Source organism: Xenorhabdus sp. PB30.3 (assembly GCF_963895965.1).
In the GTDB taxonomy this organism is placed as follows: Bacteria; Pseudomonadota; Gammaproteobacteria; order Enterobacterales; family Enterobacteriaceae; genus Xenorhabdus; species Xenorhabdus stockiae.
Genome location: NZ_CAWQMW010000166.1, coordinates 31,584 through 58,137 on the forward strand (window position 1 = coordinate 31,584; position 26,554 = coordinate 58,137).

Annotated in this window: 27 protein-coding genes; 16 read left to right on the top strand and 11 right to left on the bottom strand. The window is 43.3% G+C overall.

What is annotated here, in order from left to right; translation table 11 throughout:
• Nucleotides 1–77: 77 nt before the first annotated feature.
• From AACX38_RS16930 to AACX38_RS16940, 3 genes are all read left to right on the top strand, one after another.
• A complete protein-coding gene (locus tag AACX38_RS16930; protein WP_228863171.1) occupies nucleotides 78–1,322 on the top strand; it encodes an MFS transporter in 1,245 nt (414 codons plus the stop codon).
• 183 nt (nucleotides 1,323–1,505) lie between these two features.
• Nucleotides 1,506–2,447: a glyoxylate/hydroxypyruvate reductase GhrA gene (gene ghrA / locus AACX38_RS16935; protein ID WP_228863172.1), complete on the top strand. Its 942-nt coding sequence runs from the start codon at nucleotides 1,506–1,508 to the stop codon at nucleotides 2,445–2,447.
• 88 nt (nucleotides 2,448–2,535) lie between these two features.
• Nucleotides 2,536–3,078 carry a TorD/DmsD family molecular chaperone gene (locus AACX38_RS16940; protein WP_228863173.1) on the top strand — a complete coding sequence of 181 codons (543 nt, stop codon included), beginning with the start codon at nucleotides 2,536–2,538 and terminating at the stop codon, nucleotides 3,076–3,078.
• A 99-nt stretch (nucleotides 3,079–3,177) separates the two neighbouring features.
• On the opposite strand, the gene AACX38_RS16945 is transcribed toward AACX38_RS16940, so the two are convergent.
• Nucleotides 3,178–3,741, bottom strand: a complete 564-nt coding sequence (locus AACX38_RS16945; protein ID WP_228863174.1) for a lipoprotein — start codon at nucleotides 3,739–3,741, stop codon at nucleotides 3,178–3,180.
• A 54-nt stretch (nucleotides 3,742–3,795) separates the two neighbouring features.
• Nucleotides 3,796–5,001: a multidrug efflux MFS transporter MdtH gene (mdtH, locus tag AACX38_RS16950; protein ID WP_099110179.1), complete on the bottom strand. Its 1,206-nt coding sequence runs from the start codon at nucleotides 4,999–5,001 to the stop codon at nucleotides 3,796–3,798.
• Nucleotides 5,002–5,176: 175 nt separating this feature from the next.
• Between mdtH and rimJ the strand changes: the two genes are divergently transcribed.
• Nucleotides 5,177–5,749 carry a ribosomal protein S5-alanine N-acetyltransferase gene (gene rimJ, locus AACX38_RS16955; protein WP_099121801.1) on the top strand — a complete coding sequence of 191 codons (573 nt, stop codon included), beginning with the start codon at nucleotides 5,177–5,179 and terminating at the stop codon, nucleotides 5,747–5,749.
• Nucleotides 5,750–5,944: 195 nt separating this feature from the next.
• Nucleotides 5,945–7,483 (top strand): murein biosynthesis integral membrane protein MurJ, encoded by a 1,539-nt coding sequence (murJ, locus tag AACX38_RS16960; protein ID WP_228863175.1) that lies wholly within the window; start codon nucleotides 5,945–5,947, stop codon nucleotides 7,481–7,483.
• Nucleotides 7,484–7,547: 64 nt separating this feature from the next.
• Here the strand turns inward: murJ and argS are convergent, their stop codons facing one another.
• Entirely contained in the window at nucleotides 7,548–9,278 is a 1,731-nt protein-coding gene (argS, locus tag AACX38_RS16965) for an arginine--tRNA ligase (protein WP_228863176.1), read from the bottom strand.
• Nucleotides 9,279–9,396: 118 nt separating this feature from the next.
• Nucleotides 9,397–9,798, bottom strand: a complete 402-nt coding sequence (locus AACX38_RS16970) for a DUF4180 domain-containing protein (protein WP_339385696.1) — start codon at nucleotides 9,796–9,798, stop codon at nucleotides 9,397–9,399.
• 480 nt (nucleotides 9,799–10,278) lie between these two features.
• Between AACX38_RS16970 and cutC the strand changes: the two genes are divergently transcribed.
• On the top strand, nucleotides 10,279–11,025 hold the full coding sequence (cutC, locus tag AACX38_RS16975) for a copper homeostasis protein CutC (protein WP_099121797.1): 747 nt from the start codon (nucleotides 10,279–10,281) through the stop codon (nucleotides 11,023–11,025).
• An 85-nt stretch (nucleotides 11,026–11,110) separates the two neighbouring features.
• Here cutC and cmoB read toward each other — a convergent pair whose 3' ends face one another.
• From cmoB to AACX38_RS16990, 3 genes are all read right to left on the bottom strand, one after another.
• A complete protein-coding gene (gene cmoB, locus AACX38_RS16980) occupies nucleotides 11,111–12,082 on the bottom strand; it encodes a tRNA 5-methoxyuridine(34)/uridine 5-oxyacetic acid(34) synthase CmoB (RefSeq protein WP_099121796.1) in 972 nt (323 codons plus the stop codon).
• Nucleotides 12,082–12,837, bottom strand: a complete 756-nt coding sequence (gene cmoA / locus AACX38_RS16985; protein ID WP_099121795.1) for a carboxy-S-adenosyl-L-methionine synthase CmoA — start codon at nucleotides 12,835–12,837, stop codon at nucleotides 12,082–12,084. The genes cmoB and cmoA overlap by 1 nt, the downstream gene beginning before the upstream one ends.
• Before the next feature lie 169 nt (nucleotides 12,838–13,006).
• Entirely contained in the window at nucleotides 13,007–13,405 is a 399-nt protein-coding gene (locus tag AACX38_RS16990) for an MAPEG family protein (protein WP_099110172.1), read from the bottom strand.
• A 265-nt stretch (nucleotides 13,406–13,670) separates the two neighbouring features.
• On the opposite strand from AACX38_RS16990, the gene aspS reads away from it, so the two are divergent.
• The 7 genes from aspS (at nucleotide 13,671) to AACX38_RS17025 (ending at nucleotide 19,873) form a co-directional block, all read left to right on the top strand.
• On the top strand, nucleotides 13,671–15,440 hold the full coding sequence (gene aspS / locus AACX38_RS16995) for an aspartate--tRNA ligase (protein ID WP_228863177.1): 1,770 nt from the start codon (nucleotides 13,671–13,673) through the stop codon (nucleotides 15,438–15,440).
• Nucleotides 15,440–15,874 carry a dihydroneopterin triphosphate diphosphatase gene (gene nudB / locus AACX38_RS17000; RefSeq protein WP_099121792.1) on the top strand — a complete coding sequence of 145 codons (435 nt, stop codon included), beginning with the start codon at nucleotides 15,440–15,442 and terminating at the stop codon, nucleotides 15,872–15,874. The genes aspS and nudB overlap by 1 nt, the downstream gene beginning before the upstream one ends.
• A gap of 90 nt (nucleotides 15,875–15,964) precedes the next feature.
• Entirely contained in the window at nucleotides 15,965–16,708 is a 744-nt protein-coding gene (locus AACX38_RS17005) for a YebC/PmpR family DNA-binding transcriptional regulator (RefSeq protein WP_099110169.1), read from the top strand.
• Between the two features lie 137 nt (nucleotides 16,709–16,845).
• Nucleotides 16,846–17,367: a crossover junction endodeoxyribonuclease RuvC gene (gene ruvC / locus AACX38_RS17010; protein ID WP_099121791.1), complete on the top strand. Its 522-nt coding sequence runs from the start codon at nucleotides 16,846–16,848 to the stop codon at nucleotides 17,365–17,367.
• Nucleotides 17,368–17,458: 91 nt separating this feature from the next.
• Nucleotides 17,459–18,076 carry a Holliday junction branch migration protein RuvA gene (gene ruvA, locus AACX38_RS17015; protein WP_099110167.1) on the top strand — a complete coding sequence of 206 codons (618 nt, stop codon included), beginning with the start codon at nucleotides 17,459–17,461 and terminating at the stop codon, nucleotides 18,074–18,076.
• Nucleotides 18,077–18,092: 16 nt separating this feature from the next.
• Nucleotides 18,093–19,100 (top strand): Holliday junction branch migration DNA helicase RuvB, encoded by a 1,008-nt coding sequence (gene ruvB, locus AACX38_RS17020; RefSeq protein WP_099121790.1) that lies wholly within the window; start codon nucleotides 18,093–18,095, stop codon nucleotides 19,098–19,100.
• A gap of 11 nt (nucleotides 19,101–19,111) precedes the next feature.
• Nucleotides 19,112–19,873: an aminoglycoside adenylyltransferase family protein gene (locus tag AACX38_RS17025; RefSeq protein ID WP_228863178.1), complete on the top strand. Its 762-nt coding sequence runs from the start codon at nucleotides 19,112–19,114 to the stop codon at nucleotides 19,871–19,873.
• Between the two features lie 341 nt (nucleotides 19,874–20,214).
• On the opposite strand, the gene znuB is transcribed toward AACX38_RS17025, so the two are convergent.
• Complete coding sequence (gene znuB, locus AACX38_RS17030) at nucleotides 20,215–21,000, bottom strand: zinc ABC transporter permease subunit ZnuB (RefSeq protein ID WP_228863179.1); 786 nt, start codon at nucleotides 20,998–21,000, stop codon at nucleotides 20,215–20,217.
• The gene (znuC, locus tag AACX38_RS17035) at nucleotides 20,997–21,755 is read right to left on the bottom strand and encodes a zinc ABC transporter ATP-binding protein ZnuC (RefSeq protein ID WP_099121788.1); all 759 of its coding nucleotides are present in this window, start codon (nucleotides 21,753–21,755) and stop codon (nucleotides 20,997–20,999) included. Before znuC ends, znuB begins: the two co-directional genes overlap by 4 nt.
• A gap of 92 nt (nucleotides 21,756–21,847) precedes the next feature.
• Between znuC and znuA the strand changes: the two genes are divergently transcribed.
• The 3 genes from znuA (at nucleotide 21,848) to lpxM (ending at nucleotide 25,270) form a co-directional block, all read left to right on the top strand.
• Nucleotides 21,848–22,804 carry a zinc ABC transporter substrate-binding protein ZnuA gene (gene znuA, locus AACX38_RS17040; protein WP_228863180.1) on the top strand — a complete coding sequence of 319 codons (957 nt, stop codon included), beginning with the start codon at nucleotides 21,848–21,850 and terminating at the stop codon, nucleotides 22,802–22,804.
• A gap of 21 nt (nucleotides 22,805–22,825) precedes the next feature.
• On the top strand, nucleotides 22,826–24,148 hold the full coding sequence (mepM, locus tag AACX38_RS17045; RefSeq protein WP_228863181.1) for a murein DD-endopeptidase MepM: 1,323 nt from the start codon (nucleotides 22,826–22,828) through the stop codon (nucleotides 24,146–24,148).
• A gap of 153 nt (nucleotides 24,149–24,301) precedes the next feature.
• Nucleotides 24,302–25,270 carry a lauroyl-Kdo(2)-lipid IV(A) myristoyltransferase gene (gene lpxM, locus AACX38_RS17050; protein WP_099121785.1) on the top strand — a complete coding sequence of 323 codons (969 nt, stop codon included), beginning with the start codon at nucleotides 24,302–24,304 and terminating at the stop codon, nucleotides 25,268–25,270.
• Nucleotides 25,271–25,470: 200 nt separating this feature from the next.
• On the opposite strand, the gene AACX38_RS17055 is transcribed toward lpxM, so the two are convergent.
• Both AACX38_RS17055 and AACX38_RS17060 read right to left on the bottom strand, forming a co-directional pair.
• Entirely contained in the window at nucleotides 25,471–25,794 is a 324-nt protein-coding gene (locus AACX38_RS17055; RefSeq protein WP_228863182.1) for an AzlD domain-containing protein, read from the bottom strand.
• Complete coding sequence (locus AACX38_RS17060; RefSeq protein WP_099121783.1) at nucleotides 25,794–26,456, bottom strand: AzlC family ABC transporter permease; 663 nt, start codon at nucleotides 26,454–26,456, stop codon at nucleotides 25,794–25,796. Before AACX38_RS17060 ends, AACX38_RS17055 begins: the two co-directional genes overlap by 1 nt.
• Nucleotides 26,457–26,554: the final 98 nt, after the last annotated feature.

The window sequence follows — 26,554 nt, forward strand, 5'->3', positions numbered from 1 at the left end:
AGGTATTCCACATTATTCCCCCGGCTTTGGCGGGGTGGATATCTCATCAGCAGTACCAGGATCGGAGGCTGTAGATTATGAATAATCAGATAGAACATATAAAAGGGGCCGTTAATAATATAAATAACCAGACCGTTTCATCCGAACAAACCTATGTAGCAGGAACCGGTGTGGTTATGTTGTTGGCGGTAATAGCATTGTTTGTTTTAACTCAGCTTTATTTGGCGATCCCTCTGCTCGCGCCTGTCAGTCAGAATTTTAGTTTGGTAGATTCGGAAGAAGTTACATTTGCGCTTGTCACAAGTTTTAGTCTGGCTTATGCCATAGGATTTCTGATTTGGGGACCAATATCGGATCAGTATGGTCGTCGCGTCGTGATGTTATGGGGATTGATGGCAATATCGGTTACTACCCTCGTATGTTCGTTTGCTCCGTCACTATCATGGCTGGCTAGTCTGCGGGTGATTCAGGGGCTGGCAGCATCTAGTTTTGCCCCCATAGCGCTGGCATATCTGGCTGAAACAGTACCAGAACGTTATCGTGCGACTGCAATCGGAACTATGTCCACGTCGTTTCTTGTGGCAGGCATTTTTGGGCAGGTTTTAGCTGCTTGGATAGCTCTACGATGGAATTGGAACGAAGTCTTTCTGGTGACGGGAGCATTTTTGATGGCGATGATCCCACTGTTTATTATCGTGGTCAAAGAATCAAAACGTTTTGTTACCGAGGGGCATCTTGGGCACCGCTTCATAGCATTAGGAAGAATTATTGTCCGCCCGGCGGTTTTACTTCTGTCATGCGCGCATATTACGTTGTTGTTATCATTTGTCGCCATGTATATAGCATTAGGACCCCATTTATGGGAGTTGGGCCTGACGCCGGATAAAGTAATTTTACTGCGCTTAATTGGATTACCGGGCATGTTTGCGGCACTGCTGGTTGGAGTATTAGCTCGCAGAATCAGTATGCCTGCAATTGCCATCATTGGTTATATTACTGCTGCTGTCGGGTTCTCACTGGAAGCTATATTGTCACAATCCCTGACTGGCATTGCCATTGGTAGTCTGGTTTTTGTTATTGGTATTGCCATTGCTATTCCTGCGATGATCACGCAGTTTGGTTCGCTATCAGCACCCAACCGAGGTGCTGGAATGGCACTTAATGGATTCATTCTATTTATTGGGGCCAGTATCGGGCCATTAATTGCGGCAGAAATATCTCACTTTGGCATATTACTATCTGTGTTTGTCGTTATGCTTCTTTTGGGGGCCATCTGTGTGGCGGGTAGCGCGTCACTTACTGCAATGCTGAAAAGACCATAAAAATAGCATTGCTGCTGAAATAATTCTCAGTACACGAAAATCAGCTGAAATATAAATTGATTCAATTCAATTGTATAGTAGATATTGATGAGCGAATGAACGACATTCAGCTATGTTTTTCTTGACATTTCACCTTTCGGCAATAGTTTTAATCTATCAAAAAATAAAAAGGGATAAGATTATATGAACATCATTTTTTTTAGTCCTGCGTCTGATGCCGATAAGTGGGTTCAAGGAATAACTGAACGTTTACCTGATGCTAAAGTGAGAAAGTGGGCTAAGGGAGATAACGCTCCCGCAGATTATGCCCTTGTTTGGCATCCTCCCTATGAAATGTTGACTGAGCGCTTAGATCTTAAGGGAATATTTTCTCTGGGTGCTGGTGTTGATTCTATTCTTCAGCAAGAGTTGGAAAATCCCGGAGCTTTGCCAGCGAATGTCCCGTTAATCCGTCTCGAAGATACGGGAATGGGATATCAGATGCAGGAATATGCAGTGAGTGCGGTGTTACATTATTTCCGGCGAATGGATGAGTATAAACGTAATCAGGAGCAGCGCATCTGGCAGCCATTATCTCCTCACGATCGAAAAGACTTTGTTATCGGTGTATTGGGTGCCGGGGTTTTGGGGCGCTGTGTGATTGAGAAATTGGCAGAGTTTAATTTTACGGTACGTTGTTGGAGTAGGACTCCAAAACAACTTAATGGTGTTGAAAGTTTTTATGGTGAAGAACAATTTGGAGAGTTCCTTTCTGACTGTAAGGTATTAATTAACTTACTTCCCAGCACGTCTGAAACCCGCGGTGTGTTAAACCTTTCGGCATTTAGTCAATTAAAAGAAGGTTCATATATCATTAATATAGCGAGAGGTTCTCACCTTGTTGAACAGGATTTACTGACTGCCATTGATAAAGGATATGTTGCCGGCGCAACACTTGATGTCTTCGCTGAAGAGCCGCTGTCAAATATGCACCCATTCTGGACTCACCCCCGTATCACTATTACGCCACATATTGCTGCAAACACCATTCCGGAACAGGCTATGGACGCTATTTGTCAGAATATCCGGAGAATGGAGCAGGGACAAACACCAACTGGCCTTGTGGATATATCGCTTGGCTATTAATAAGCTGCTTTACAGCATGGCGGATGATTAGCAAAATAACGCCATTTGAATGAGTCGTTATTTTAAATTATTGGGATTTAATGAAGTCATGAATGAATTTTCGATTGTCTGCCGCATTTTAGGCACCTTGTTTAACCGCGCACCGCAAGATCCTATGTTACAGCCTCTGATGAACATGATTGCTGAAGGTAAATTAAAGCAGGCATGGCCTTTAGAACAGGATGAATTATTGGTTCGCCTGCAACAAAATAGCGATTTATCTGTAATAGAATCAGACTATCAGGCGTTGTTTGTCGGGGAGAAGGCTAAGGTTGCCATTTGCCGCTCTGATTATACTGATGGAACAGAAAATGAAGTGCGTCAGTTCCTGAGCGAACGGGATATGCCATTATCTGATACAGCAGCCGATCAGTTTGGCTCTTTATTGCTGGCTGCGTCATGGTTGGAAGATCAGGCGGCAGAAGATGAAGTTCAGGCTCAGATAACATTATTCGATGAATATTTATTGCCGTGGTGTGGGCAGTTTCTTGGAAAAGTTGAAGCTCATGCTGTCAGTGGTTTTTATCGGACTCTGGCTATGATTACCCGTGAAGCATTACAGGCACTGCGTGAAGAGCTGGAAGCGGAGTGACATTGTCACTTAGCTGAGGTTAATTGCGTTAATTATCGATAAAATAAGGGCAAATTATTTATGAATAATTTGCCCTTATTATTTCAATGACAATAAAAATTATTTATCATTTAATCCAATCACCAGTTTTCCCGGCTTAATTTCCAGTCCCTTAGCGAATTTTGCCGCTGCTGCTTCGGACTTGCTTTTTTCCGGATTCAGAACATAAACCGGATGAGTATCAAAAAACTCAGTTAACGAGGTATTCAGATAAGGAATCAATGCTTTGATCGGTCCAGCTACTTTTTCTGGGGTAGTCTGATAATCAATAATTTCCAGCCCTTTGACAAAAATAGCCCCTTTCTCTGCATCAAATACAGGCTTGGCCCTGATAGCCAATGTCATATCGGCCTGTGTTGAACCAAATAATGTTGAAATTTCAACTTTTCCCTTGCTGGTCAGGATGATTTTTTCCGGATCCTGACGGCCTATCTGACTACTTAAATTTCCCAGAGAAACATTGAAATTTGCTATGCCAGCAATTCCAATTTCTTTCTGATAATGCACTTTTTTTAATAAATAATCATTGAGCAAGCCTTCACTGATGCTGAGATCTTTAAACTGACCGCAACCACTGAGTAAACCAATCAGCACTAATGCTGCCCCTAATAAAAACTTTTTCATGCCGGCTCCTATATTTATTTTTGCTGGGCAGATTCTACACCATTATTCATATTGTTAATGTCTACTAATGGTTACTGGTTCGATTTTTTTCTGATTAAATTGGCGATGAAGAGCATAAATGGTGAATAAGCCGATCAATCCTAATAAAACCCACGGCAATTGAGGCATATTCAAAGCATGGCCAGTATCATAAAGCCAGCCGCCACCGGTATAGCCCAATACGCCACCTAGCGCCAGCCCTAATCGACTGAATCCCATATAACTGCCACGAGCTCTTGGATCTGCCAGACCGGCGCTGAGGGTTTCCCGGGCGGGCTCTGCCGTAACAGTACCCAGGTAAAACAGGGCAATAAGGGCAAAAAGCAGGTGTAATTGGTTAATCCAGCCGATAGGAAACATGCACAGGCTCATTAAAAATAAGCCTATCATCAGGCGCTGTTCCATGCGGAAATGTTTTTCACTCCACCGGGCGATAGGGTAAAGCAATGTCAGGGAAATAACCGCTTCGATAGCATACATCCATTTTACGGCGGTGTGGCTGCCGGACATTTCATGGATAATAATCGGGAACATCAGCATCACTTGTACTGATAAAATAAAATACCCTGTCAGGGTCAGTACATAATAAAAGAAGCGACGATCTTTAATAACCCGCATCATACCTTCTTTGATAGGTGTGCGGATTGTCGAGATACGATATGCAGGTAATAGCCAGGCATTTGCAATGGCTGCCAGAACGAAAATCCCGGCGCCTATCCAGCACACCATATTGAAATTGTATTGTAATAACCAGCTTCCTATCAGTGCACCAATCACAGCGCCTGCGCTGTCTTGCATCAATAATAGTGAATAGAAACGACCGCGTTCATGTGGGCGGGTTAGCTTAATGACCAGCGCAGCTCGTGGTGGATCGAACAATGTTCCACCCAAACCAGATAAAATACAGGAAAAGATTAATATCCACGGTTCAGAAGCTATTGCCATCAAAGCGAAGCCTAATGCGCGCAGTAACATACCGCAGACAATCATCGGCTTGGCACCAAATTTATCAGCAATGGCACCACCAAAAATGCCCAGCCCTTGCTGAACAAACTGTCGAGTCCCCAGAGCGAGCCCGACAATGACGGCGGCCCAACCCATTTGCTCGACGAAACGGATCGAAATTAATGGAAAAACAACGAAAAATCCCAGAACAACCAATATGTTATCAAGTAATAAAAAATATTTACCTAAACTACGGGCCTGTGAAACCAATGACATTTCGCACCATCAATATATGAGAAAATAAAAATGAAATTTCTATCATTTTGTACGCAATCCTATTTTTAAGATAGAGGATTTATATATGATATTTTTTTATCGTAAAACAATGATATTGGCTTTTATTAGCTATAAATTATTCAGAATCTTTTTAAAATAAATATCGGGAGAGGGCATGTTTGGTTATCGGTCTACATCGCCTAAAGTTCGTTTTATTACGGACAGGATGATCGTCCGTCTGGTATATGAGCGTGATGCTTATCGTTTGGCTGAATATTATTCAGAAAATAAAGAGTTTCTTAAACCGTGGGAGCCGATAAGAGATCGGAGTTTTTACCAACCTTCGGGCTGGACGAATAAGCTGAGTTATGTTGCGGAATTACAACGGCAAAATGCGACATTTAATTTTGTGTTGTTGGATCCTAATGAGAATGAAATTTTAGGTGTGGCAAATTTTACCAATGTTGTACGTGGTGCATTTCACTCCTGTTATTTGGGTTATTCTCTGGCGGAAAAATTACAAGGGCAGGGGATTATGTATGAAGCATTGCAGCCTGCTCTTCGTTATATGCAAAATCACCAGAAAATGCACCGGATCATGGCTAACTATATGCCGCATAATCAACGAAGTGGAAATTTGCTTAAGAAACTGAATTTTGAGCAGGAAGGGTATGCAAAAAAATACTTAATGATAGATGGTGTCTGGCAGGATCATGTTCTGACGGCATTAACCAACAATGATTGGTGAACGGGAAAGAGCATACAGGGTTAAAAATAATTAATAAAAAGGAGATAGCCAATGTAGGCAGGGTTTTTGTCTGTTAAACTTTGCCTATCAGTGCTATCTCATCGGATCATATTCGGTTCCATTTTAAGCATATCTGATGACGTTGCTTTACGCTTTCACGCTCATTTCATAGAAATATACTTATTAAACAATATCATGAACTTACTAAAATCACTGGCAGCCGTCAGTTCAATGACGATGTTTTCCCGCGTTCTGGGTTTCATCCGTGATGCTATTATTGCCCGTATATTTGGTGCAGGCGTAGCAACAGACGCCTTCTTTGTTGCGTTCAAATTACCTAACCTATTACGCCGTATTTTTGCCGAGGGGGCTTTTTCACAGGCTTTTGTTCCCATTCTTGCTGAATATAAAAATCAGCAGGGGGATGAAGCAACACGCACCTTTATCGCCTATGTATCGGGTATGCTGACATTAATCTTAGCGATTGTTACCGTAATTGGGATAATTGCTGCGCCGTGGGTGATTTATGTGACCGCGCCGGGTTTTGCTGATACACCGGATAAGTTTACGCTGACCCGTGATTTACTCAGAGTCACATTCCCTTATATTTTTTTAATATCTTTGGCATCTTTGGCAGGGGCAATTCTGAATACATGGAACCGTTTTTCAGTACCTGCTTTTGCACCCACTTTGCTTAATGTCAGCATGATCTTCTTTGCGTTGTTCGTGGCACCGTACTGTAACCCTCCCGTGATGGCGCTAGGATGGGCTGTGGTTGCTGGTGGTATTTTGCAACTGGCTTACCAGCTCCCTCATCTGAAAAAAATAGGTATGTTAGTGCTGCCTCGGGTTTCTTTCCGTGATAGTGGTGTATGGCGTGTTATCCGCCAGATGGGACCGGCTATTCTGGGGGTATCAGTCAGCCAGATTTCTTTGATTATCAATACGATTTTTGCTTCATTTCTGGTTTCCGGCTCTGTTTCATGGATGTATTACGCAGATCGATTAATGGAATTACCTTCTGGCGTCTTAGGGGTCGCATTAGGAACGATTTTATTGCCATCTCTGGCAAAAAGTTTTTCCAGTGGGAATCATGATGAATACCGGAAACTGATGGATTGGGGGCTACGCCTTTGCTTTTTGTTGGCATTGCCTTGTGCTGTGGCATTGGGGATTTTGGCTGAACCATTAACAGTATCACTGTTTCAGTATGGTAATTTTTCTGCTTTTGATGCAGCCATGACACAACGGGCATTGATCGCCTATTGCTTTGGCTTAATGGGGTTGATCGTTGTTAAGGTTCTGGCTCCCGGTTTTTATTCCCGTCAGGATATTAAAACACCGGTTAAGATTGCGATTGCAACCCTGATTTTAACTCAGTTAATGAACCTTGCTTTTATCGGTCCCCTGAAACATGCAGGATTAGCCCTTTCCATAGGTTTAGCTGCCTGTTTCAATGCAGTGATGCTGTACTGGCAACTGCGTAAGCGTGAGATATTTAAACCATTAGCAGGATGGGGAGTATTCTTGCTTAAATTGCTGGTGGCAATTGTAGTTATGGTTGGTGTTCTGCTGGCAATGCTATGGCTCATGCCGAACTGGGAGCAGGGTAATATGGCAATGCGTTTGTTAAGACTGATGGGCGTTGTGGTTGCCGGGGCAGGCAGTTATTTTGCTGCATTAGCTTTATTGGGATTCCGGTTAAAGGATTTCGCACATCGGGGATTGCAGTGATTATTTAGTCTATTAGTGTGTTTAAATATCCCGCCGCAAACGGCGGGATATTTTTATAGTTCGATTACATCCGCTCTACAGTCTGAATCCCCAAAGTATCCAGACCCTGCTTCAGGGTTTTTGCCGTCAGCAATGCCAGTTTCAGGCGGCTCTGACGCAATTCTTCATTTTCCGCATTCAGGATTGGGCAGTGTTCGTAGAAACTGGAGAACAGGCCAGCCAGATCATACAGGTAAGCACACATCACATGTGGTGTCCCTTCACGAGCTACTGTTGTGATTGTTTCTTCGAATTGCAGAAGACGGGTAGCCAGCGTTTGCTCGCGTTCTTCATTCAGTACAACGGGCAGTGTCAGGCTGTTTTCATCGATTTCAGCGCGTTTGAAAATAGAGGATACACGGGTATATGCATACTGCATATAAGGAGCAGTGTTGCCATCAAAGGCCAGCATATTATCCCAGTCAAATACATAGTCTGTTGTACGGCTCTTGGAGAGATCGGCGTATTTTACTGCGCCAATACCAACTGCCTCGATAACTTTTTTAAGTTCATCTTCCGGCATATCCGGGTTTTTCGCACGGATAAGTGCATCTGCGCGTTCAATGGCTTCATCCAGTAGATCAGCTAATTTCACTGTACCGCCTGCGCGGGTTTTGAATGGTTTGCCATCTTTGCCCAGCATCATGCCGAACATGTGATGTTCCAGTGACATGGATTCAGGGATGTAGCCGGCTTTGCGTACAATTGTCCACGCCTGCATTAAATGTTGGTGCTGGCGTGAATCGATGTAGTAAAGCACACGGTCTGCATTCAGGATTTCATGACGGTATTTGGCACAGGCGATATCTGTCGTTGTATAGAGGTAGCCACCATCTTTTTTCTGGATGATAACGCCCATCGGTTCGCCTTCTTTATTTTTGAATTCGTCAAGGTAAACCACGGTTGCGCCATCACTTTCAACAGCTATGCCACGTTGTTTCAGGTCAGCAACGATCCCCGGCAGCATATCGTTATAAAGGCTTTCACCCATCACGTCTTTTTCTGTCAACGTGACATTCAGGCGGTCATAAGTTGCCTGATTCTGTGACATGGTTATTTCAACCAATTTACGCCACATATTGCGGCAATATTCATCACCGCCTTGTAGTTTTACAACATAGCCGCGGGCGCGAATGGCAAATTCTTCGTCTTCGTCGTAATTTTTCTTGGCGGCGCGATAAAATTCTTCCAAATCTTCTAATGCCATATCACTGGCATTTTCATTCTGTACTTTTTCCAGATAGGCGATCAGCATGCCGAACTGAGTACCCCAGTCGCCAAGGTGGTTAGCACGAATAACTTTATGGCCGAGGAATTCAAGGGTACGCGCTGCAGCATCACCGATGATGGTTGAGCGAATATGACCGATATGCATTTGTTTAGCGACATTAGGAGCAGAATAATCGATAACGATAGTCTGTGGTTCTACAGGTGATACCCCCAGTTTTTCTGCTGTCAGCGCGTTTTCTACATTTGTGGCAACCCATGTTTTATCAAGGAAGATATTGATAAAACCCGGACCCGCGATTTCGACTTTGCTGGCAATTCCTTGCAGATCCAGCAAATTGACAACTTTTTCTGCCAGTTGTCGTGGAGGCATACCAACTTTTTTCGCTGCCGCCATGACACCATTTGCTTGATAGTCACCAAATTGAGCTTTTGCAGATTGACGAACGTGAGCCTCACTATCGGCTGGAGCACCAGCTGCAATCAGCGCACTACTGATTTTTTCTGAAAGAATAGCCTGTATATTCACAGTGTTACCTTAAATTACGTACCAAAACTACACATTTTTATAATGCAGCATTTTCTGGCATGCGGGTTATGAGAAAATAACGGGGTTTATACCATATTCAATACCCTGCATGCTACTATCAGCCCCAGTTGGCAGGGGGACTTTTTGTTTTTGCCACTTCTTTTGGTGGATTCTTCGTCGAGGAAAGATATCTGATAGCATCATTAATCTCTGATACGAAGAAAAGCTGGTTATTTTGATGACTTTCCACAACAAAAGCACGAAAACTAGTGCTGATATTGGTGTACTTCGTCATATTCCCTAAAATAGCGACTTTTACCCGATAATTAACGAAGATTTGCAGCATCTCGCCAGCAATTCCCGTTTTTAATCTGAAAAAATCAGGATGAAAGCAAGCCTCATTGATTATGAAATCAGCAATGTTTCTGTATTCATGACTAAGGATAATATTAATGACATCCTGCCATGAGCGGAAAGGCTCTGGGTTATCCGTAATATGGATAAATAATGTGTTTGTTATTACGCCAAAATAATAGAAATATTAATAATTACTATCCAATACAAAGAATTAATGAGTAATTATAATAATATGCTCTCTTAAATTAAGAATTAGTGGCTGAACAAAATATGAGCCTCTGTACAGGCAATTATCGCGCTGATAAAGAGTCATATAAATGTGATTAATACTCTGATATTTAGAAAATATTTAGCTAATGGATTTATCTTGTTGGATGTTCAGATTGTTATAATTGTGCAGCTAATAGCTGATAATGCCACTGTGATCAAGCATTATTCTTTTTCTATCTATTAATCTTGATAAAAATGCGGACATATCAGCAAAATTGACTTTTTCATAACGATTTATCAGCAAAAAATTCTGTTCTTGTGATTTGCAATATGTCATTTTGAAAAATAGTTGTCATAGTTAATAAGTTCGCTAATGGAATATTTCGAATCTATTTATGACGCATTGACAGATTTGAATTCAGAGGAGGGGTTAATGCTAAAACTGGAAATTTGCTGTTATAGCGTAAATTGTGCGCTTATTGCACAAGAGGCAGGAGCTGATCGAATCGAATTGTGTGCAGGGCCATTGGAAGGGGGGCTGACCCCCAGTATGGGAATATTAAAACAAGCGTTGCAGTGCTTATTTATTCCTGTACACCCGATTGTTCGGCCCAGAGGAGGGGATTTTTGCTACAGTAAATTCGATTTTGAAGCGATGAAAAATGATGTTTCCTGTATCCGCGATATGGGGTTTCCCGGTGTTTCCTTCGGTATTTTGAACGAAGAAGGGAAAGTTGATATGTTGCGCATGAGGCAACTAATGTCCTTGGCTGGAGATATGGCTGTTACGTTCCATCGCGCTTTTGATATGTGTTGTGATCCGCTATATACGCTGGACCAGCTGACTGAACTGGGTGTAAAGCGTATATTAACTTCTGGTCAGCAAAGTAGTGCAGAGTTAGGCTTACATTTATTAAAAGAGTTGGCGCAGGCCAGTCGTGGCCCTAGTATTATGCCGGGAGCGGGTGTCCGGGCCAGTAATATTAGTAAGTTTTTAGAAATTGGAGTAAAGGAAGTGCACAGCTCAGCAGGTAAAATTGTATCTTCTAAAATGGTCTACCGTAAGGCTGGTGTAAGAATGAATTCCGAAGACCGTGAAATGGAGGAATACACGAATTATAGTGTCGATCCTGAGTTAGTAGAATCCATGAAAGGAGTGATGATCCTGATTGATAACTAAATCCCGGCTAAAACCACCTCTGAACATTGAAGGTGTGAACTGCCATAACGAGCAATTCACACATCAATATTTAAATTTTCAGGTATTAAGGCTTGCGGGCAATAAGAACGGCGCGCAATGGTGCCGGATAGCCTTCGATTGTTTTGCGCTGATCTGACGGGTCAAGGAAATCAGCCAAAGATTCAGTTTTCATCCACTCTGTCTGACGTTGCTCATCCGTCGTTGTCACTGCCTGATCAACGATCCTGACATCGACAAAACCACATTTTTCCAGCCATGTTTTCAACATTTCAGCTGAAGGAATAAAGTAAACATTGCGCATTTGCGCGTAACGTTCACCCGGGATTAGGCATTGATATTCATCTCCTTCAATGACTAAACTTTCCAGAATCAGCTCCCCGCCTGAGACTAACTGATTTTTCAACTGCCACAAATGGTCAAGAGGTGAACGGCGATGATAAAGCACCCCCATGGAGAAGACAGTATCAAATGCTTTTAATTCAGGTAACTGTTCAATACCCAGCGGGAGCAGGTGAGCACGCTGGTCATTACCCAAGAGTTTTCTGACGGCTTCAAACTGGCAAAGGAAAAGTTGAGTAGGATCGATACCGACAACTAACTCCGCACCTTCGCCGACCATACGCCACATGTGATAACCACTGCCACAACCGACATCAAGTATGGTTTTTCCTTCGAGAGGGGAGAGATGTGGTAAAACACGATCCCATTTCCAGTCAGAACGCCATTCAGTATCAATTTCAACACCGTATAACGAAAAAGGCCCTTTGCGCCAGGGCATCAGGATTTTCAGAATATTGCGGATACGTGCCTTTTCACCATCGGGTAATTCGGGAATGTGTGTGGCGATAACACCATTCTTCAGATCAAGGTGAGATGGTTGAATTTCAGGCAAATTATCCAGATTCTTTAACCATGAGCTGAATTGGCCGTGTAATGAGGCTTTCTGCCAATGGTTTAATTGTGCCGGTAAGCATTCCAACCAATGATTCAGGTGGTTTTTGGCAATTAATTGATAAAAATTCCCGAAATCAATCATTATTCGGCTCCCTTAACAGCTAATAACGAACCGAAATTGAAACACTGGAACCAGACTTCGCTATGCTGAAAACCGGCTTGTTTCAGGCGTGATTTATGAGTCTCAACAGAATCTGTCCGCATGACATTTTCCAGCATGCTGCGTTTTTGACTAATTTCCAGCTCACTGTAACCATTAGCCCGTTTGAAGTCATGATGCATGCTGAACAGTAACTCGCCAATGTTCTGATCTTCAAAATTGAACTTCTCAGACAGAACCAGAACGCCCCCGGGTTTTAGTCCGGCATAAATTTTATTTAATATTTTCTGGCGATCATCCGGCTGAAGAAACTGCAATGTGAAATTCAGTACCACCATTGAAGCATTTTGAATGTCGGTATCAAGAATATCCTGTTCGATGATTTCAACGGGAGTTTTTGCCTTGAAAGCATCAATATGACGGCGGCAGCGCTCGACCATAGCCGGTGAGTTATCAACAGCAATAATACGGCAGCCGTCAACATCAATATTGCGGCGAATAGATAAAGTGGCTGCACCGAGGGAGCAACCAAGATCATAAATCTGGCTGTCCGGCGTGACAAAGCGGCTTGCCAGCATGCCTATCATGGAGATGATATTTGAGTAACCAGGAATGGAGCGTTTCACCATATCTGGAAAGACTTCGGCAACACGTTCATCAAAACTCCAGTCACCTAAGTTAGCGATTGGAGCAGAAAACAGACTGTCCCGTTGGTTGTGCGGATCTTGATTTGACATAACAACATTGATTTTGGAAACAATTAAGAATTGGCTATTCTAGCAGAATGCAGGAAAAGGCAGGAAGCGCTAATCTAACAGAACTGTTTTGAGCAGTAAGATCAGGTAGTAAAGATGCCAATTGAAATGAATAATTGGCCTCTTTAATAATCAGTCAATTGGGGGCAGGTTACGAATAAGGAGAAAATATTGGCTCCCAGGGCAAATAATATATGTTGGCAACAACCATTATGATCATTGACATAAAGGTCGCCCCCATACCCATTCGCCGCCATCGGAGTTCACGCTGCTTTAGGCCATAGAAATGCAATAACCTGCCAGCAAGTAGCAATATTCCGCAAATATGCAGCATCCAGACTGTTGCTCCATTCATCTCCATGACCAGTAACAAAAGTAAGGAAATAGGAATATATTCAACAGCATTACCATGAACGCGAATCGCTGTTTGTAATTCGTAAAAACCGCCATCACCATATGCAACCTGATACTGTGTTCTTAATTTAATCACATCAAGAGACAGTTTAATTAACAATAGTGCGCCCAATACAATATAAAGTGAGCTAACCATTTCTAACTCCATTGCCTAACCCAAAAACGGCTTACTGATGATAAACCTCAAAAGTAAAACTGTCGCTATAAATCATCATATTTAATAATAAATTGGATTTGGTTTATCTGATCGTGAAAATTGTCTTGTCATGAAGCGTGTTATAGCCTTATCTCCGGATAGAATTTCCAGTATAATGGCTTCCTTTTTTGACAATTCTTCCTAAAAGAACAATGCCAAAATTTCCGCAGCAGAATGCATAACGAGCTGAGTAAAAGGATATTGTATGCGTACTAATTATTGTGGGCAGTTGAGCCGGGCCCATGAAGGCCAAAAAGTGACTTTATCAGGTTGGGTAAACCGCCGTCGTGATTTGGGTGGTCTTATTTTTATTGATATGCGAGATCGTGAAGGTATCGTTCAGGTATTTTTTGATCCGGATAGAAAAGACGCATTTGCTCAGGCTTCTGAACTGCGTAATGAGTTTTGTATTCAAATTACCGGGATTGTGCGCGCCCGTCCTGACAGCCAGATCAATAAAGATATGGCGACAGGGGAAATTGAAGTTTTTGCTGAAAGTCTTGAAATCTTCAACCGTTCAGAGCCATTACCGCTGGATAGCAACCAAAACAACAGTGAAGAACAGCGCCTGAAATATCGCTATCTTGATCTGCGTCGCACGGAAATGTCTCAGCGTTTCAAAACCCGGGCAAAAATCACTAGTTTTGTCCGTCGCTTTATGGATGATGCCGGTTTTCTGGATGTGGAAACTCCGATGCTGACTAAAGCAACACCAGAAGGTGCGCGGGATTATCTGGTACCAAGCCGTGTACATAAAGGCAAGTTTTATGCACTGCCTCAGTCTCCACAGCTGTTCAAGCAATTGCTGATGATGTCCGGTTTTGACCGTTATTATCAAATCGTCAAATGTTTCCGTGATGAAGACCTGCGTGCTGATCGTCAGCCAGAATTCACTCAGATTGATGTTGAAACTTCATTTATGACCGCTGAGCAGGTTCGCGAAATCATGGAAAAAATGATCCGTGAACTGTGGCTGGAAATTCGTGGTGTCGATTTGGGGACTTTCCCTATTATGACGTTCGCTGAAGCTATGCGCCGCTTTGGTTCGGACAAACCGGATCTGCGTAACCCGCTGGAATTAGTTGATGTTGCTGATTTGGTTAAAGACGTTGAATTTGCTGTTTTCGCTGAACCGGCGAATAGCCCTAAAGGGCGTGTAGCAACCATTCGTGTACCGGGTGGCGCTGAGCTGAGCCGCAAACAGATAGATGAATACGGCAAGTTTGTCGGGATCTATGGTGCGAAAGGATTGGCATGGATGAAGGTTAATAACCGTGCCGCTGGTCTGGAAGGTGTTCAAAGCCCGATTGCCAAGTTCCTGTCCGCAGAAGTGGTTGAGGGCTTGTTGTCCCGTACTAATGCACAAGACGGAGATATTCTGTTCTTCGGTGCTGATCAGAAAAATATCGTTACCGATGCCATGGGCGCACTGCGTCTGAAAGTGGGTCGTGACCTGAACCTGACTGACCTGACCAGCTGGAAACCGCTTTGGGTTGTTGATTTCCCAATGTTTGAAGGCGATGGAGAAGGTGGTCTGGCTGCAATGCACCATCCATTTACTTCTCCATGCGATATGTCTGCTGAAGATCTGGAAAGTAGCCCTGAATCTGCTATTGCGAATGCATATGATATGGTTATCAATGGCTACGAAGTGGGTGGTGGTTCAGTCCGTATCCATCGTAATGAAATGCAGCAGGCGGTATTCCGCATTCTGGGTATCACCGAAGAAGAGCAACAGGAAAAATTCGGTTTCCTTCTGAATGCCCTGAAATATGGCACTCCTCCTCATGCAGGGCTGGCTTTTGGTCTGGATCGCCTCGTCATGTTGCTGACAGATACTGATAATATCCGTGATGTGATTGCATTCCCGAAAACAACCGCAGCAGCATGTCTGATGACTGAAGCACCGGGTTACGCAAGTTCGGCAGCACTGGAAGAGTTAGCTATTTCGGTTACTAAAAAAGAGAGCGAATAATGGATTACAAGCGCCCTGAATCTGTACTGGTTGTTATTTATGCTGCCGACAGCAAAAGGGTGCTGATGTTACAACGGCGGGACGATCCTGATTTCTGGCAATCCGTTACGGGGAGCCTCGAAGAGAACGAAAAGCCGTATGAAGCAGCGTTGCGTGAAGTACAGGAAGAGATCGGGATTGATATTATCAGTGCCAATCTTGAACTGATAGATTGCCAGCGCAGCCTCTATTATGAGATTTTCTCACATTTACGTTATCGATATGCTCCCGGGGTAACACGGAACAAAGAACACTGGTTTTTGCTGCCGTTGCCCGGGGAGTGCGAGATCCTGCTGACAGAGCATCTGGCTTATCAATGGTTGGCAGTGGAAAAAGCTGCCAGCCTGACTAAGTCATGGAGTAATCAGCAGGCAATTGAAGAGTTTGTTATTTAGTCTGCTAAACCTGACAGATTTCACTTTACCGCAGATAAAGCAGGTAAACTGAATGATGAAGGGCACAGACGTTTTATCGGAGATATTTTCATGGCAGGTCATAGTAAGTGGGCCAATACGAAGCACCGTAAAGCGGCGCAGGATGCAAAACGCGGTAAAATTTTCACTAAAATTATCCGTGAGTTAGTCACTGCAGCACGTTTGGGCGGTGGTGATCCTGATTCTAACCCACGTCTTCGCGCAGCGATTGACAAGGCACTGTCCAATAACATGACTCGTGATACCTTAAACCGTGCTATTGCCCGTGGTGTGGGTAATGACGAGTCAGATAACATGGAAACCATCATTTATGAAGGTTATGGCCCGGGTGGTACAGCTGTAATGGTTGAGTGCCTGAGTGATAACCGTAACCGTACAGTTTCCGATGTTCGTCACGCATTCACCAAAACCGGCGGTAATTTGGGTACGGATGGTTCTGTTGCTTATCTGTTCACCAAAAAGGGTGTTATTTCCTATGCGCCGGGTCTGGATGAAGATGCTGTGATGGAAGCGGCTTTGGAAGCAGGCGCTGATGATGTTGAAACTTATGATGATGGTGCGATTGATGTCTATACTACACCAGAGAGTTTTGGTGAGGTTAAAGATGCACTGGATGCAGCGGGTTTCAAGGCTGATTCTGCCGAAGTTTCCATGATCCCATCGACGAAAGCAGAACTGGACGCAGAAACTGCACCTAAATTACTTCGTCTGATTGATATGCTTGAAGACTCTGACGACGTTCAAGAAGTTTATCACAATGGTGAAATCTCTGATGAAGTTGCAGCCTTGCTGTAATTAACATTAGGGTTCACAGCGTAGAGAAAGTGCCCCTCATGTCAGGGCACTTTCTCTAACGTTTTTATTTCATGCATTCTTATTCCGGATTTCTTTATTCCATAGTTTTTATTCCATACAACAGGTGAATAAACAGCATGGCGGTTATTCTTGGTATAGACCCTGGTTCCAGAGTGACAGGGTATGGTGTTATCCGCCAGCAGGGACGACAGCTTATTTATCTTGGCAGCGGTTGTATCCGGACAAAAGTTGATGATCTTCCCGGTCGTTTACAGCGAATCTATGCAGGTGTTGCTGAAATAATCACTCAATTCCAACCTGATGTTTTCGCAATAGAGCAAGTTTTTATGGCGAAAAATGCAGATTCAGCCTTAAAACTTGGGCAGGCGCGTGGTGTCGCTATTGTTGCGGCAGTTAATGAATCCATTCCTGTATTTGAGTATGCAGCACGTCAGGTGAAACAAACGGTTGTGGGCACTGGCGCAGCAGATAAAAGTCAGGTTCAGCATATGGTTCGTTCAATGCTGAAATTATCAGCTAACCCGCAGGCCGATGCAGCAGATGCTTTAGCGATTGCGATTACACATTGTCATATGAGCCAGAATTTACTCCGTATGGGCAATGCGAGGTTAAATTTAGCGCGAGGGCGTCTGAAATAACCTTTCAATTGTTTTGGCTGGATATGCATCCAGCTTTTTTTATGCTATAAGCTTTATCGAATCATTTATTTTTATTTTCAGGGGGTAAGTAGTGATAGGGCGTTTGAGAGGAACTGTATTGGAAAAACAGCCACCACTGGTTTTGTTAGAAACGAATGGTGTAGGTTATGAAGTTCATATGCCAATGACCTGCTTCTATGAACTACCTGAAATTGGTCAGGAAGCCATATTATTCACTCAGTTCATTGTACGGGAAGATGCTCAACTACTATATGGGTTTAATGATAAGCAAGAGCGTGCTCTTTTCCGTGAACTGATTAAAGTTAATGGCGTCGGGCCAAAACTGGCACTGGCGATCCTTTCTGGTATGTCTGCTCAGCAATTTGTTACTGCTATTGAGCAGGAGGCTATTTCTTCTCTGGTTAAGTTACCGGGAGTTGGTAAAAAAACAGCGGAAAGATTAGTCGTAGAAATGAAAGATCGTTTTAAAGGGCTTAATGGCGATCTGTTCAATCAAAATAGCGATATTAATTTGCCAGCAGCAACACAACCGGCTAATTCCGATGCTGATATTGAAGCAGAAGCTGCGGCAGCTCTGGTTTCACTGGGATATAAACCACAGGAAGCAAGCCGGATGGTCAGCAAAGTGGCTAAACCGGGCGCAGATTGTGAAACCCTTATCCGAGAAGCGCTTCGTGCGGCTCTATAATGGCAGGAGTTAAGTGATGATTGAAGCTGATCGTCTGGTTTCAGCAGAAATTCTGCAAGATGATGAGGCGGTTGATCGCGCTATCAGGCCAAAATTCTTATCTGAATATGTTGGTCAGCCTCATGTCTGTGAGCAAATGGAGATTTTTATTCAGGCTGCACGGCAGAGGGGGGATGCGTTAGATCACCTGCTGATTTTTGGCCCTCCAGGATTGGGTAAAACTACGCTGGCGAATATCGTTGCCAACGAAATGGGTGTGAATCTGCGTACAACTTCAGGGCCAGTATTGGAAAAAGCGGGTGATCTCGCTGCGATGCTGACGAACCTTGAACCTCATGACGTTCTGTTTATTGACGAAATCCACCGTTTATCTCCGGTTGTAGAAGAAATTCTTTATCCGGCGATGGAAGACTATCAGTTGGATATCATGATTGGCGAAGGGCCGGCTGCCCGTTCAATCAAGATTGATTTGCCTCCGTTTACATTAGTCGGCGCTACAACCCGCGCAGGCTCTTTAACTTCTCCTTTACGTGATCGATTTGGTATCGTGCAGCGCCTTGAGTTTTATAACGTTGATGATCTGCAAAGTATCGTTTCCCGTAGTGCCCGTTATATGGGGTTGGAGATTTCAGACGATGGAGCAAGGCAAATTGCCATGCGTTCCCGTGGAACTCCGCGTATCACAAACCGTTTGCTGCGGCGGGTACGTGACTTTGCTCAGGTAAAAGGCGATGGTTCAGTTGACAATGATATCGCCGCTAAAGCCCTTGATATGCTGAATGTGGATTCAGCGGGTTTTGATTATCTTGACCGCAAATTACTGGTTGCCATTATCGATAAATTTATGGGCGGCCCGGTTGGTTTGGATAACATCGCCGCAGCTATTGGTGAAGAGCGGGAAACCATAGAAGATGTTCTGGAGCCTTTTCTGATACAGCAGGGTTTTATCCAGCGTACACCTCGGGGCCGAATAGCAACTAACCATGCTTACCGGCATTTTGGTTTGAGCAAAGAAAACGAGTAAAAATTACATTAATGACTACTCCTCCTGAAGCAGATAATGCATTGTTAATCCTCCAGAATAGATTAGCGGAATCGCTGGTGGCTGTTTACCTTCATGGATCGGCTGTGGCAGGAGGTCTTCGCCCAAACAGTGACGTAGATTTACTGGTAGTCATTAATAAACCACTGACGTCTGAAATCCGGGAATGTCTTGCTACTGATTTAATGCTGATATCGGGCCGATATCCTTCTGATCCTGATGGACGTCGCCCGGTTGAACTGATTGTTTTCCTGTGCACTGATCTGACAGCATCGAATTATCCAGCCCGAAGTGAGTTCATATATGGCGAATGGCTACGTCATCAATATGAAGAAAGAAAAATGCTTAAACCTGTTTGTGATCCGGAACTAACTTTAGTGTTGGCTCAGTCACGACAGGAAGCGACCCCTCTGATTGGCCCACCCGTAAGTGATCTAATTCCAGTTATTCCAAAGTCAGAGATTCGTCGGGCTATTAAAGATGTTCTGCCGGGGTTAATTGAAACCTTACAGGGAGATGAACGTAATGTTTTGTTAACGCTGGCGCGTATGTGGAGAACGTTAGTTACCGGAGAGTTTGTTCCTAAGGATATTGCTGCTGACTGGGCGGCGGCACGTCTTCCCGCTATACAATCCACAGTCTTGGCTGATGCGCGGAAGGCTTATTTGAGTGGGAATGAAGAAGATTGGCAGAGTCGTCAGCAGGAACTTCATATTACGATAAATTCTCTGAGTGACTGGGTGATGAAAAGTTAATAATGTACCAATGGATCATGCAGACCCAAGACACGATAGCATGTATTATCTTGCGGAAAGAAGCATAACGAAAATTGTGAGCTTAATTAAACTGGAATATGAGTCAGAACGGTTAAAAAATATAGGTGAGTTACTCATATCTCTAGATAAAGATAATATATTGTCATAATTGAATTTATAAAAGATATTGTTTTTTATAGTGAAAAATTATATTGGTAAGGAATGAAGTTATTGATGTTGATTAGTCTTGAAATTCACTTGGCGAGTAAATTTAATGTTGATTTAAATAAAAGGGCCATAATTATTTAAATTATGACCCAACTATTTATTTGATTAAAAAATTAACTTTTTGCCTTACAAGTTAAACTTAAAGCAAATAATACCGCAGCACAAAGCACAACAGAAGGCCCTGCTGGTGTGTTATAAAACGCGGATAAAGTCAACCCGCCGGTAACGGAAAACATACCTATACCAATTGCACAAATTGCCATCTGTTCAGGTGTGCGAGCAAAACGACGAGCAGTAGCTGCCGGGATAATAAGTAAAGAAGTGATTATCAGCGCTCCGACGAATTTCATTGCTAGCCCGATAGTTAATGCAGTGACCAGCATCAACAATATACGTAACCGCTGAATATTAACTCCATCAACGAAAGCCAGATCCTGACTGACGGTCATCGACAGTAAAGCGCGCCATTGCCATGCTAGTAACCCTGCCACAATAACAACGCCTGCCGTAATCAGCCAGAGGTCTTCATACGTTACAGAAAGTAGGTCACCGAACAAATAAGCCATCAGATCGACGCGGATGCCGCTCATAAAGCTGACAACCACTAAACCCAGTGATAATGCGCTATGGGCCATAATGCCCAGTAATGTATCAACGGCTAATTGTGGACGTTTTTCCAGCCAGACCAGAATAACAGCCAGTATCAGTGTCACTGCAATCACCGCATAAAACGGATTCACATCTAACAGGAAGCCGAATGCCACACCAAGCAGTGAAGCATGGGCCAGTGTATCGCCAAAATAGGACATTCTGCGCCAGACAACAAAAGAGCCAAGAGGCCCTGCGGCAATCGCCAATAAAACTCCGGCCAGCCAGCCCGGAAATAGTAGTTCGATCATTGGCGAGGCTCTCCACCCTTTTTCAAAATAATTTTCCCTCTTAAATCGTGATGATGATTATGATGATGGCGATAAACTGCCAGCTGTTCGGCACCGCGGTGACCAAACATGGCAATAAATTCCGGATGCATGGATACCACTTCTGGGGTACCTGAGCAGCAAATGTGTTGATTAAGGCATAAAACCTCGTCTGTTTTCGCCATCACCAAGTGCAGGTCATGCGATACCATAAGGACAGCGCAATTTAGTTCTGTTCTGATTTGATTAATTAAATCATAAAGTGCTAATTGACCATTCACATCCACACCTTGTGTCGGTTCATCGAGAACCAGCAGTTGAGGATGATTGAGTAATGCTCTGGCGAGCAAAACTCGTTGAGTTTCTCCTCCTGATAGTTTTTGCATGGGTTGCTGCAATAAATGAGCAGCTTTGACTCGTTCTAAAACAGGGGTGATATCGGTTGATTTAACCCCCGGTTTAAGCATCATGAAACGTTTAACAGTCAAAGGAAGAGTAGGGTCAAGATTTAATTTTTGTGGAACGTATCCTATCCTTAGTGTTTGGTTGTGCTCAATGACACCGGAAGTAGGACGAATTAATCCTAGAACAATGCGTACTAACGTTGATTTACCGGCTCCATTTGGGCCGATTAACGTCAGGATCTTACCTTGTGTAAGGCTGAAAGAAATATTGTTTAATACCGTGCGGCTACCAAACTTAACCGTAATGTTTTTCAGGGTGATCATAATTGGCATGTTACATAACAGGCATGTTAAAAGTGTCTTGCAGAATCATTGGAATGTTATAATATAACATTTTTAGATTCTATGCATGGGATATTCATAATATGTTACACAAACCACACAGATACGCGCATACATTTTTTCGTCAGGCAGCTCTGATTTCTGTGCTGACCGCGGGTATTAATTATTCTGCACAGGCGGATGTTGTCACATCTATTCGTCCTCTGGGCTTTATTGCTGCAGCTATTGCTGATGGTGTAACAGAGACGCAGGTAATTTTGCCTGATGGCGCCTCTCCACATGATTATGCTTTAAGGCCTTCGGATATCCGCAAACTTGATCAGGCGGATTTGGTTGTCTGGATTGGCCCGGATATGGAAACATTTTTAGCGAAGCCAATAGAGAAAATTGCACAAAATAAACAACTGGAATTGGCTAATTTACCTACCATCAAACCTTTATTACTGAAAAATAGCGAAGATAACCATGATTCAGATGAATCGAATCAGCATAAACATGAAACAGATCACGAACATCATCACCATGGCCAATATAATATGCATATTTGGTTGTCACCAAACATTGCACAGAAGGCGGCTCAGGCGATATATACCCGTCTTGTCGAGCGATATCCTCAACATAAGCAACAATTAGAAGTAAACCTACGTAAATTCAATGGACAGCTTGTACAAACTGACAAGAATATTACAGATATGCTAAAACCCGCGTTAGGGAAGGGGTATTTCGTTTTTCATGACGCTTATGGCTACTTTGAAAAACATTATAAGTTGACACCGTTGGGTGTTTTTACTGTGAACCCTGAAATACAACCCGGTGCGCAGAGATTACATAACATACGAACACAATTGGTTGAGCAAAAAGCGAAGTGTATTTTTGCTGAGCCTCAATTCAGGCCAGCCGTCATTCATGCCGTTGCAAAAGGTACTGATGTACGTATTGGAACACTTGACCCATTGGGAAGCGGCATTGTATTGAATAAAGACAGTTATATGAAATTTATAACTCAGTTGTCAGAACAATACTCGAGCTGCCTGAATTAATATAATAAGGAATTATAAATAGTGCAGCAGATGGTTAAAACTATCGTTCTGGTATATAACAACCTGCCTAGACCACACAAAATCATGCTTGGTTCTTTGACGTTGGTCACTTTAGCTGTGGCTGTGTGGCGTCCGGTTGTTTATCACGAACAAGAAGAAAGAATGGAAAGATCGGGGAGTATCACCATCACAGCTCCCAGCACTATCCCTGATGCAACAGATGACACGATTGGTGATAGTAATGAGCAGTTCTCTGATGAAGGGATCAGAGATGAGGAAAATGAATCGGAAGCAGCTGTAAATGTTCCTCATAAATATGTTGTTTCCAGTGGTGATACCTTAAGTTCTATTTTAAATCAGTTTGGTATTGATTCGTCCGATATTGCTTTATTGGCGAATCAGAATAAGGCACTGCGTGGCCTGAATATTGGTCAGTCATTATCATGGACTGTCGATGAAAACGGTAGTCTGAAAACGTTAACATGGGGAATGTCGCGTCGTGAGACACGGGTTTATACTCGTGAAGGTGATATCTTCAAAGAAACAAAAGAGCTCCAGAAGGGTGAGTGGGTAAACAGTGTCATAAAAGGCGCTGTGAATGGTAACTTTACCGGAAGTGCTTTAGCCGCAGGGTTAACCAGCAGCGAAGCAAGGGATGTGACTAAAGCACTTCAATGGCAGATTGATTTCCGCAAGCTGCGAAAAGGTGATCAGTTTTCTGTATTATTGTCCCGCGAAATGCTTGGCGGAAAAAGTGAACAGAGCCAGCTATTGGGTGTTCGCTTACGAAGTGGTGGTAACGACTATTATGCATTCCGGGCTGATGATGGTCGTTTTTACGATAGTAATGCATCTGGTTTGGAGCGTGGTTTTTTACGTTTCCCAACAACAAAACAGTTCCGGGTCTCTTCTCCTTTTAATCCGCGTCGTTTAAATCCTGTCACGGGAAGAGTGACAGCTCATAGAGGCGTTGATTTTGCCATGCCTGTAGGAACACCTGTTCTGGCTGTTGGTGATGGCGAAGTTATTGTTGCCAAATTTGATGGTGCAGCAGGTAATTTCATTGCTATCCGGCATGGTCGTCAGTACACAACCCGGTATATGCACTTAAGAAAGCTATTGGTAAAACCGGGCCAAAAAGTGAAACGTGGCGAACGTATTGGTCTGTCGGGTAACACCGGCCGCACAACTGGCCCTCATTTGCATTTTGAATTCTGGGATAATCAGCAGCCGGTGAATCCATTGACTGCAAAATTACCTCGTTCCGGCGGATTAAGTGGTAAAGATCGTTCGGAATATATTGCGATGGTTAAGGAGCTTAAACCGCAATTATCACTAAATTAAAAATCCAGATTGTTAACACATAAAAGCGGATGATTGGTATCATCCGCTTTTATCTTTTATGTTATGTTTGTTGAAAACAGATTGAAAACAGATTGAAAACAGATTGAAAACAAATGATTTGGAAGTTTATGTTGGAGCCAGCAGAGTTAGCTCATGAATAAAGAAAAAGATACAGATAGCAAACTGGGTTATATCCCAACGTTTCATTTATCCTATTTGCACCCTCGTTATTGGGGAATTTGGGCTGGTGTTGGAATATTGGCAGGTTTGGCTTATATCCCCGCTAAATGGCGTGACCCTTTGCTGGCTAAAATAGGCGTTTTTGCTGGCCGTAAAGCAAAAAGTGCCCGGCGAAGAGCGAAGATTAATCTGTTGTATTGTTTTCCTGAATTATCAGAACAACAACACGAAATATTAATCGACAAAATGTTCGCAACAGCGCCACAATCTTTTGTTATGCTTGCCGAGCTTTGCCTGAGAGGTGTGGAGCCTACACTCCAACGTACTCAGTGGCATGGAGAGGAAATCACTCAGGCTTTAAAAGAGCAGGGCAAAAATGTAATTTTTATGATCCCACATGGCTGGGCTATCGATATTCCGGCCATGTTACTGGCTGCTCGGGGTCAACCAATATCAGGCATGTTTCATCACCAGAGTAATCCGGTAGCTGATTATTTATGGAACAAGGCGCGTTGCTATTTTGGTGGCCGCTTACATTCCCGTGATGCGGGGATAAAGCCCTTTATTGCATCTGTGCGTCAGGGGTATTGGGGATATTATCTTCCGGATCAGGATCATGGCGAAGAACACAGTGAGTTTGTCGATTTTTTTGCAACTTATAAAGCTACGCTGCCTGCTGTCGGACGCCTGATGAAAGTGTGTAAAGCGGCAATTGTTCCTTTGTTCCCGGTTTATAACTGTGAAACGCATCAACTGGATATTTATATTCGTCCACCGATGGACGATATAGCAGGGCAGGATGATGCTTATATCGCCCGCCGTATGAATCAGGAATTGGAAGAATTGGTGAAGCCTAATCCTGAGCAATACACTTGGATATTGAAACTGCTTAAAACCCGTAAAGAGGGTGATATCGAGCCTTATAAAAGGAAAGATATTTGATTTAATATCCACAATGGATTTCAAGATGCGTCGCGGCGGCAAGGGAGAAAGTCCCCAGGAGCATAGATAACGATGTGACTGGGGTGAACGAACGCAGCCAACAAAGAGGCAACCTGAAAGACGAAGTGTATAATAATCAGGGGTAGAAGCCGCCCCTGATTATTATCGGGTAAAGATTATTCTGTAAATTTAAGCGCTTTTTAGTTTATCCCTGCATAGCGCAGTAACGCTGTTATGAGCGCCGCCGACAGAATAACCACAATTAACGGCACTTTTCTCCAGGCCAGAAATACCGCAATAACAACACCCAATACACGCGCCATACCTGCAAAATGTTCACCTTCGTAGAAGGTTGCAGCCAGTGCTACAGCGAACAACAATGTGGTTGCTGCATCAGAAAGTAGTGCCTGAGAACGCTCAGATAAAGCTAACTTATTACCCAGTTTTGCTCCACCGAAACGCATTAAATAAGTGCCCAGCGATAGTATTGCAATACCAATAATAATCAGAGAGTAATCAGCCATTATTTTTTCCTCGCGAATAAGCCCAATAACGACAGCAGAACTGGTAAGCCCACGGGTATAAAAGGTACAACGGAAAGTGAAAGTGCTGCTCCGCTGGAAGCACGAATAAGAGATGTTTTATTCTTGAATGCAGGGATCACCATTGCCAGTAATATGGTTGGAAAGACTGCATCTAGACCAATCGTTTCTGGTGCAGGAATAAATTTGCCAACTGTACCGCCAATAAGAACACCTAAGGGCCAGAATAGAGCGACTCCGATACCACAAAACCAGTATGCGGCCTTACGTTGTTCGGGAGTCGACTGTGACATGCCGAATACCACACTCTCATCGTTCATAATATGGCAGCCGAAAAACTTTGCTGTACCTTTTCCGACTAATTCGCGTACCGCTACACCAAAAGGTAAATGACGCGCATTTACCAATAAACCCGCCGCTGCCGCAGCAAGTGGATTACCACCACTGGCAATAATACCGATAAACATAAACTCAGATGCGCCTGCCAGCACGAATGTGGATAACACAAGAGGAAGCCATAATGGAAAGCCATAAGCAATGGCGAGCGATCCGTAAGAAACGCCAACAACGCCGACAGCCAGATAAACCAGAAATATTGCTTTTTTTATCTCTCCTGACAAACAGGAAAAATGGTGTGTGAACATATACATTTACCCATATCGAACAAAATTACATTATAATGAACATTATTAAAACGCAGGTCAAGATGAACATTTTGTTCATTATAATGAACAAAGGAGCA